This window comes from Marinobacter sp. DUT-1 (genome assembly GCF_050379415.1).
Taxonomy (GTDB): domain Bacteria; phylum Pseudomonadota; class Gammaproteobacteria; order Pseudomonadales; family Oleiphilaceae; genus Marinobacter.
The window spans coordinates 572,084-581,402 of record NZ_JBNRLS010000004.1; the positions used below are offsets into that span (position 1 = coordinate 572,084).

At 62.2% G+C, this 9,319-nt stretch carries 6 protein-coding genes; 2 read left to right on the forward strand and 4 right to left on the reverse strand.

Features of this window, described 5'->3' with window-relative positions:
• Positions 1-29: 29 nt before the first annotated feature.
• From ACQUTG_RS15920 to ACQUTG_RS15930, 3 genes are read right to left on the reverse strand one after another with little or no spacing between them, the layout of a single operon-like run.
• Positions 30-1,412 carry a sodium-dependent transporter gene (locus tag ACQUTG_RS15920; protein WP_428920341.1) on the reverse strand — a complete coding sequence of 461 codons (1,383 nt, stop codon included), beginning with the start codon at positions 1,410-1,412 and terminating at the stop codon, positions 30-32.
• 48 nt (positions 1,413-1,460) lie between these two features.
• Positions 1,461-2,642, reverse strand: coding sequence for an aromatic amino acid transaminase (locus ACQUTG_RS15925; protein WP_428920342.1), 1,182 nt, complete (start codon positions 2,640-2,642; stop codon positions 1,461-1,463).
• Positions 2,635-6,153, reverse strand: a complete 3,519-nt coding sequence (locus ACQUTG_RS15930; protein ID WP_428920343.1) for an indolepyruvate ferredoxin oxidoreductase family protein — start codon at positions 6,151-6,153, stop codon at positions 2,635-2,637. Before ACQUTG_RS15930 ends, ACQUTG_RS15925 begins: the two co-directional genes overlap by 8 nt.
• Positions 6,154-6,311: 158 nt before the next feature.
• Here ACQUTG_RS15930 and ACQUTG_RS15935 point away from each other — a divergent pair, with 158 nt between their 5' ends.
• Both ACQUTG_RS15935 and ACQUTG_RS15940 read left to right on the forward strand, forming a co-directional pair.
• Positions 6,312-6,782: an Lrp/AsnC family transcriptional regulator gene (locus tag ACQUTG_RS15935; protein ID WP_092005240.1), complete on the forward strand. Its 471-nt coding sequence runs from the start codon at positions 6,312-6,314 to the stop codon at positions 6,780-6,782.
• Positions 6,783-6,922: 140 nt separating this feature from the next.
• Positions 6,923-8,434 (forward strand): DEAD/DEAH box helicase, encoded by a 1,512-nt coding sequence (locus ACQUTG_RS15940; RefSeq protein WP_428920344.1) that lies wholly within the window; start codon positions 6,923-6,925, stop codon positions 8,432-8,434.
• On the opposite strand, the gene ACQUTG_RS15945 is transcribed toward ACQUTG_RS15940, so the two are convergent.
• Complete coding sequence (locus ACQUTG_RS15945; RefSeq protein ID WP_428920345.1) at positions 8,431-8,943, reverse strand: dihydrofolate reductase; 513 nt, start codon at positions 8,941-8,943, stop codon at positions 8,431-8,433. The genes ACQUTG_RS15940 and ACQUTG_RS15945 overlap by 4 nt on opposite strands.
• Positions 8,944-9,319 lie beyond the last annotated feature (376 nt).

A 9,319-nucleotide genomic window follows, 5' to 3' on the forward strand; every position in this document is an offset into this window, starting at 1 on the left:
GGGCGCCGTCAGGGCGCCCTTTTTTTGGATCAGATGAGGTTGTAGAGGAACACCACCAGAATACCGGCCGGTGTCAGGTACCGCAGCACCACCATAAAGCTCCGGTAGACACCGCCCCGCAGGCCGATATCTTCCATCAGACCCTCACGGCGCATGGCCCAGCCGGCAAACAGGGCAATCGCCAGTCCGCCCAGGGGCATCATCAGGTTCGACACCAGGAAGTCCAGCAGGTCGAACACGGTTTTGCCCTCGAAGAAGGCCAGGAAGCCCAGCGGGTGAACATCGGACCAGACGTTGAACGACAACACTGTACCGATCCCCACGAACCAGATCGCCAGCCCTCCAGTCAGAGCACTCTTGAAACGGTTGATGCCCTTGTGCTCCTCAAGCCATTCCACCACTGGCTCCAGCATGGAAATGGCCGAGGTGACCGCGGCCACCAGCAACAGCGCGAAGAAGATGACGCCAAACAGCACACCACCGGTCATCTGTCCGAAGGCCAGCGGCAGGGTCACGAAGATCAACCCCGGACCGGTGCCCGGTTCGAGGCCGTTGGCAAACACCAGCGGGAAGATTGCCAGCCCCGCCAGCAGGGCGACACTGGTGTCGAGTACCGCGATCGTCATCGCCGTACGGGCAATGTTGATCTTCTTCGGGAGATAGGAACCGTACGCCATCAGCACGCCGATACCGATGCTCAGGGTAAAGGCGGCATGCCCCAGCGCCACCAGCACGCCCTTGGTGGTGAGCTTGCTGAAGTCCGGGGCGAACATGAAGTCCACCGCCCGGCCGAAACTGCCGGAATTCATGGCATAGAACACCATCACCACCAGCAGGATAAACAACAGCGGCATCAGGGTATTGACCGCCCGCTCCAGCCCTGACCGGATGCCGCGGCCGACTATCAGCACCACGATGGCCATGAACACGCTGTGCCAGAGCAGCAGTTCCCAGGGGTTGGCCAGTAGATTACCGAACTGGCCGCCGATGGTTTCCGCGTCAGCGCCGGTAAACAGACCCGCGGCGGCCTTGCCGATATAGACCAGGGACCAGCCACCGATCACCGAGTAGAAGGACAGCACCAGGAAGGAGGCGATGACGCCGTTCCAGCCGATGGCACGCCAGCCCCGACCGGTGCCTTCGGTCTCGGTCAGTGACCGCATGGTGGCTACCGGGCTCTGCCCGCCGCGGCGACCAATCATGGTCTCGGCAATCAGCACCGGCACACCGATGATGGCGATACACACCAGGTAGACCAGAACAAAAGCTCCCCCACCGTGCTCGCCGGTGATGTATGGGAACTTCCAGATATTGCCCAGCCCCACGGCAGAACCGGCGGCCGCCAGGATAAAAGCAAGACGCGAAGACCAGAGGTTCGAGGCCAGCTGGTGCGGTTGTGTTTGGTTAGTCATGTACTACTCCGAAATAGTTGTTTTTGTCGGAAAGTCGGACGGACAGAATCAGAGAATGGTCCGGATTGCCTCGGCAACGACCGGCAGCGTGCGGTCGTTCAGCCCGGCCACGTTGACCCGACTCGACTCCAGCATGTAGATGCCATACTCCTCCCGGAGCCGGCGCACCTGCGCTGGGGAAATGCCCAGGAACGAGAACATGCCCCGCTGGCATGCGATGAATCCGAAATCGCCGGCCGGCGCCAGCGCTTCGGCAAAGGCCCGGCGCAACCCGAGAATGCGGTCGCACATACCTGCCAGCTCCAGCTGCCAGTCGGCCCGCAGGCCCTCGTCCCCGAGGATGGTTTCCACGATGGCCGCGCCATGGGCCGGCGGCATGGAATAATGAGAACGGATGACACTGAGCAGCTGGCTGTTGGCTGCGGAGGTGACACTGCCGTTGGCTCCCATCAGCATCAGGGCGCCGGTACGCTCCCGGTACAGCCCAAAATTCTTGGAGCAGGAGGCCGCCACGATCATTTCCGGCACCCGGCCGGCCATGTGACGCAGCCCGGCGGCATCCACATCCAGGCCGTCACCGAGGCCCTGGTAGGCCATGTCCACAAACGGCAGCAATCCCTTTTCCAGCACCAGGTCGGTCACCTGCTGCCACTGCTCAAAGGTCAGATCGGCACCGGACGGGTTGTGGCAACAGCCGTGCAGCAACACCACGTCACCGGACTCCGCCTGCGCCAGGCTTTCCAGCATGGCGGCGAAGTCTACCTTCAGGGTTGCCGGATCGAGGTAGGGATATTCCCGGATGTTCAGGCCCGCGCCACCAAGCAGTGGCAGGTGATTGCCCCAGGTAGGGGTGCTGACCCAGACAGTGGCATCGTCCCGGCACAAGCGCAGGAACTCCGCCGCCATACGCAGGGCTCCGCACCCGCCCGGGGTCTGGACGACGGCCACCCGCCCGTCCCGCACCAGGGCGCTGCCCTCGCCCATTACCAGGTCGGCCATGGCCCGGCCGAAGCCGGGGGAGCCGGCCGGTCCGACATAGCTCTTGGTGGACTCGCTCTCCAACAGCCGGCGTTCGGCCTGGTGCACTGCGGCCATGATCGGCGTGTTGCCGGCATCGTCCTTGTAGACACCGATACCCAGATCAATCTTGTGCTCCCGGGGATCCTCCCGGAAGGTCTGCATAAGCTGGAGAATCGGATCCTGTGGCAGTGGTTTCAACCCTTCAAACATGCGACTCCTCCTTCTCGCCGGCCGGTTTGGTGCGAATCAGCGTCGGGCGCCCGGTTTCCAGCGCCTTGAGCAATTGCTGCTGGCGCTGCCGGATCGCTTCCACCGCCTGCTCCCGGACCGGGCCGAAGCCACGAACGTCCGCCGGCAATTCCGCCAGTTGCAGGAAGGTCTCATAATTGTCTGTGTCCAATTCGCGACCGATACGCTCGGCCAGCTGGCGATAGTCCGCCAGCAGGGCCCGGTCCAGTTTCCGGTCCGCGGAATGGCGGAACGGATCCAGAGCGGTGCCGCGCAGCCCACGCAATTTCGCCAGCAGCTTGAAGGCCCGGAACATCCAGGGGCCGAACTGCCGCTTTTGCGGCCGGCCACGGGCATCGGTGCCACGATTGAGGATCGGTGGCGCCAGGTGGAAATGCACCTTGAAGTCGCCCTCGAAGGTTTTCTCCACTTCCTTCATGAAATCGGTCTCGGCAAACAGGCGAGCCACTTCGTACTCGTCCTTGTAGGCCATGAACCGGTACAGCTGCTCGGCGACCGCGCGGGTCAGCAGCAGATCCTGCTGACCGATTCCCTGCTCGGCCTGGCGCACCCGCTCCACCAGATCGCGGTAGTTGTCTGCCCAGCGACGGTTCTGGTAACTCACCAGGTGCTGGTAGCGGGTCTCGATCAGCTGCTCCAGAGTCAGCTCGGACCTGACCTCCACCGGCTCGCTGACCGGGTTCAGCAAGTCATCGATCACGTTCGGATCGACCGCCGCAACCCGCCCCCAGCCGAAGGCTTCCTTGTTGCGCTCGACCGCCACGCCATTGAGTTCGATGGCCCGCATCAGGGCCGCCTCGGACAACGGAAGCAGGCCCTGCTGCCAGGCGAAACCGAGCATCATCACGTTGGAGAACACGGTGTCGCCCATCAGCTTCTCGGCAATGCCATTGGCATCCAGGGCATCAAACCGGTCGTCACCCACCGCGTCGCGGATCAGGTCCAGGCGCTTGTCTGCCTGCATGTCCGCATCCCGGTACAGGACGTAATCCGCCGTTGGCAGCTCTGCCCTGTTGGCCACCACCCGGGTATGTTCCGGGCGCAGTACGCTCAGCGCTTTCTGGGAGGAAGCCACCACCATGTCACAAGCAATCACGGCATCGGCCTGACCGTTGCTGATACGCACCTGGTGCAGCTTTTCCGGGGACGGCGCCATGCGCACATAACTCAATACCGTGCCGCCTTTCTGGGCGAAGCCCATGAAATCGAGTACCGAAGCGCCCCGGGACTCCAGGTGGGCCGCCATGGTAATCAGCTGCCCCACGGTCACGACGCCGGTGCCACCGACGCCGCCCACCAGCAGATCGAACGAACCGTTCAGGTCTGGGAGGGACGGCTCCGGCAGGCTTTCAAGGCGCTTGCTCAGCACCGACCCGGTATCCACGCCCCGGGACTTGCGCAGCTGGCCACCCTCGACGGTGACAAAGCTCGGGCAGAAGCCGGTGACACAGGAAAAGTCCTTGTTACAGGAGGACTGGTCGATCTTGCGCTTGCGCCCCAGCTCGGTCTGACGCGGCACCACCGACAGGCAGTTGGACTGCACCGAGCAGTCACCACAGCCCTCGCACACATGGTGATTGATGTAGGCCCGCTTGGCCGGGTCCGGGAACTGGCCGCGCTTGCGACGACGGCGTTTCTCCGCGGCGCAGGTCTGGTCGTAGATAAGCACGGTACAGCCGGGAACATCCCGCAGCTCACGTTGGACCTGATCCAGCTCAGAGCGGTCGTGGAAGGTCACATCATTCGGGAACAGCCCTTCGTGGCCCTTGTACTTTTCCGGTTCGTCACTGAGCACCACCACCCGCTTGACGCCTTCGGCGGCGACCTGCTGGGCGATCATGGGCACAGTGATCTGCCCATCCACCGGCTGGCCACCGGTCATGGCCACCGCGTCGTTGAACAGGATCTTGTAGGTGATGTTGATACCGGCAGCCACCGCCTGCCGAATGGCCATGGAACCGGAGTGGAAATAGGTGCCCTCCCCCAGGTTCTGGAACACATGGGGATTACCGGTGTAACGGCTCTTACCGATCCAGTTGACCCCTTCACCACCCATCTGGATCAGGGACTCGGTGTTGCGCCCCATCCAGGATGCCATGAAATGGCAGCCGATACCGGCCAGCGCCTTGCTGCCTTCCGGCACCTTCGTGGAGGTGTTATGGGGGCAACCGGAACAGAAATACGGCAGGCGCCGGACCCCGCCCGGATCCTTGGCGCTGGTCATCTCATTGATGGCCCTGAGCTGTTCGCTGAAATCAACGTCAAAGAAACGGGTCAGGCGTGCCGCCAGATAGCCGGCCACCAGCTTCGGGCTGAGCTCACCGACATAGGGCATCAGCGGCTTGCCGGACTCGTCCTGCTTACCGGTGATCAGCACCTCCCCCGGACGGTCCGGCTCGGACATATACTCCTTGATCTGGCTCTCGATGATGCCCCGCTTCTCTTCGATCACCAGCACTTCCTGCTTGCCATGGACAAAGTTCAGGATGCCGCGGCGTTCCAGGGGCCAGACCATACCCACCTTGTAGATATCCAGGCCCAGCTCGGCTGCGCGAGCTTCATCGATGCCCAGCAGCTCCAGCGCTTCCAGCAGGTCCAGATAGCCCTTGCCGGTGGTGACGATACCGAAGCGGGCCTGCGGGTTATCGTAAAGACAGCGGTCGATGGGATTGGCGCGGGCAAAGGCCTGAACCGCCGCCAACTTGTGCTCGATACGCGTCTCCAGCTGAGGGCCGGGCAGATCCGGCCAGCGGTAATGGAGCCCATCTGCCGGTGGGGTGAAATCTTCCGGCGTCTTGAACTCGGGCAACGGCGGAAGCTCAACCGAAGCGGCGCTCTCCACGGTCTCGGAAATCGCCTTGAAGCCGACCCAGCAACCGCTGTACCGGGACAGGGCGTAGCCCCAGAGACCGAACTCCAGATACTCGGCGATGTTGGCCGGGTTGATGGTGGGCATGAAGAAACTCATGAACGCCACATCGGACTGGTGCGGCATGGATGACGACACACAGCCGTGGTCGTCCCCGGCCACCACCAGCACACCGCCGTTTGGAGAGCTGCCGTAGGTGGTGCCATGCTTGAGGGCATCGCCGGCGCGGTCGACACCGGGGCCCTTGCCATACCAGAGCCCGAACACGCCATCGACCTGACGGTCCTCGTCGGTTTCCACTTGCTGGGTGCCCAACATGATGGTGGCGGCAAGGTCCTCGTTGATGGCGGGTACAAAGTCGATGCTGTTCTGGTCGAGCAGTTCCTTGGCCTGCCAAAGCGCCTGGTCGTAGGCGCCCAGTGGAGAACCCCGGTAGCCACTGACCATGCCGGCGGTGTTCAGGCCGTACTTGCGGTCCAGGGCTGCCTGCATCAGGGGGATCCGGACCAGGGCCTGGGTTCCGGTCAGGAACACCCGTCCGGATTCACGCAAGTAGCGGTCCTCGAGTTTGTAGTTGTCGAGTTGAGGTGTATCGGCGGTCATGGTCGCCCCTCCAGTTGTTGATTTTATGAACAAAATTCTAGAGGGATCGGCGCAAAAGGTGCTTGCTTTTTGGTTAGCCGACCGGCGCCGATGTGCAACATTCTTTGATAAATGACAAAATACCGAAATATCCTTTGATAAATATCAGGTGTTACCAAATGAAACAGGTCGAACTGGACAAACTGGACCGCCGAATCCTCGATGCCCTCCAGCAGGATGGCCGCATCAGCAACCAGTTACTGGCCGAGCAGGTGGGGCTCTCGCCTGCGGCCTGCTGGCGCCGGGTCCGGGCCCTGGAGGAGGCCGGCGTGATTACCGGCTATACTGCAAAACTGTGCCCGGAAGCCATGGGCCAGGGCCTGTGCGTGCTGGTCAACCTGTCCCTGCAGCGCCACACCATCGACAGCACCGCCGAGATCGAGCGCGAGGTCAGCAGCTATCCGGAAGTGCTGCAGTGTTTTGCGGTCACCGGTAACGCGGATTTCGTGTTGCGGGTCGTGGTGCCGGATATGGCCAGCTATGACCGGTTCCTGAACGAGAAGATCTTCACCCTCAAGGGCATTGCCCAGGTGAACTCCAACTTTGCCCTGAGGGAGATCAAGAACACCCTGACCCTGCCTGTGTCCTGATGACGCCGGGCTGCCGGGTCAGGGGAAATGCATACGAGTAAGAGGGTATTGCGCGTATCAAACAGCGTGCAAACCGACTATAATGCCGGTAAATCACGCATTGCCCGGCAATGCCCTCCCTCCGAATTCCGAGTAAATCAATGTCAGAAATGTCCTTTGCCGAACTGGGGCTGGATGCAGCCGTACTTGAAGCTGTCAACGCCGTTGGCTATGAAACACCCTCGCCGATCCAGGCAAAATCCATCCCGGCACTGCTGGCCGGCCACCACCTGCTGGGTGTCGCCCAGACCGGTACCGGCAAGACCGCTGCGTTCGCGCTGCCGCTGCTGAGTCGCATCGACGCCAGCATCGCCAAGCCGCAGATCCTGGTGCTGGCCCCGACCCGGGAACTGGCCATCCAGGTCGCCGAGGCGTTTACCACCTATGCCAGCAAGTTCCGCAACTTCCACGTACTGCCGATCTATGGCGGCCAGGATTTCGGCCCCCAGATCCGCGGCCTGCGTCGTGGTGCCCAGGTTATCGTTGGTACTCCGGGACGTATGCTGGATCACCTGCGCAAAGGCACTCTGAAGCTGGATAGCCTGAAGGCCCTGGTGCTGGATGAAGCGGACGAGATGTTGCGCATGGGTTTCATTGACGACGTTGAGGCCATCCTGGCGAAGACGCCGGACACCTGCCAGCGTGCCCTGTTCTCGGCCACCATGCCGCCGCAGATCAAGAAGGTGGCCCAGACTTACCTGAAGGATGCCACCGAAGTCCGGATCGAGAGCGAAACCCGCACTGTCGAGCGTATCTCCCAGTTCGTGCTGCCGGTTTACGCCGAGCGCAAGCTCGACGCCCTCACACGCATCCTGGAGGTGGAGCCTTTCGACGCTGCGATCATCTTCGTGCGCACCAAGGCCGAGACCACAATGCTGGCCGAGAAGCTCTCCGCCCGTGGCCATGCCGTGGCCCCCCTGAGCGGTGACCTGAATCAGCGTCAGCGGGAGCAGACGGTTGAGGATCTGAAGCGGGGCAAGAAGGACATTATCATTGCCACCGATGTCGCCGCCCGCGGCCTCGATGTGCCCCGGATCACCCACGTCATCAACTATGACGTGCCTTACGATACGGAGGCCTACATCCACCGGGTTGGCCGTACCGGTCGCGCCGGTCGCACCGGCAAGGCCATCCTGCTGGTGACTCCGCGAGAGCGCAGCTGGCTGCGTACTCTGGAGCGGGCCACCAATTCGCCGATGGAGTCCTATCAGCTGCCCTCGCCTACCGATCTGCAGAAGATGCGGGTGGAGCAGTTCGAGACCCAGCTGCTGGCGTTCGCCGAGGACGGCAAACTGCCCAAGGCGATGGCGCTGCTGGATGAGATTGCCGAGCGCAATGACCTGGATATGGCGATGGTCGCCGGTGCCATGGCATGCTGGATGGAAATGGCCCAGCCCGGCGCCCTGCCGCTGGAAGCGCCGGAAGCCCTGCCGGAGATTTCCGCAGCGCCCCGCCGTGACCGCAAGGGACCGCCTCCCGGCAAGAAGAATTTCCGCAAGGGCCCGGGCAAGGGCTTCAAGAAGGACGGCAAGCCCGGCCACCGCAAAGGCGGCCCGAAGGGCAAGCCGGCCGGCAAGGGCGGCAAGCCGCCGAGCAAGCGCCCCGCCCGTTAATCGGCGCGGCGCTGGTATACCACGAAGCTGTAGTCGTAGGGATTATTGTCGGACGCGGAGAAATCCTCCCGTCCGATTTCTTCCCAATCATCCCAGTTCACTTCCGGAAAGAATGCATCCCCCTCCACTTCCGCGTGCACCTGGGTGATGTACATTCGATCCACCAGCGGCAGCGCCTCGGCGTAGATCTGACCGCCACCAATAATCATTACTTCATCCCCGCCTTCCAGTTCAGCCTGTGCAGCGGCTTTCACCAGGGCGTCGTTGAGCGATCTGGCGGCAACGGTACCGGCCGGGGCTTCCCAACTCCCGTTCCGGGAAATAACCACGTTCATCCGTCCCGGCAGCGGCCGGCCGATAGAGTCCCAGGTTTTCCGCCCCATGATGATAGGTTTCCCCATGGTCGCCTGCTTGAAGTAACGCAGGTCCCCCGGGAGGTACCACGGCAGCTTGTTGTTCCGGCCGATGACCCGGTTTCGGGACATCGCTACTATCAGGGCCTTTCTCATTTGTTGACCTCTTGCATTGGAGTCTTGGTTCGGGATTGGGGGGCTGCAAGAGGCCGGGAATACCTGCCCAAAAAACGCCTCAAGGCATCCATGCGCGGCTTGGGCTCCGCCATCCATGGCTCCGCACATTTTTGGGCAGGTATTCCCGGCCTCTTGCGATCAGACCACTCAGTCCGCCTATCCTGAATTTACACCACCAGGACTGTCCATTAATTCGGATCACGGTCATTTATGCCAGATGACTGAAGTTTATTGATCTTCGATCTCTTTGGCCTGAACGCAGTGCAGCGGGTGGGGCTTTCCGAAAATGTGCGGAGCCATGGATGGCGGAGCCAAGCGTACACGGACGTATTCACAGCGTTTTTCGGAAAGCCCC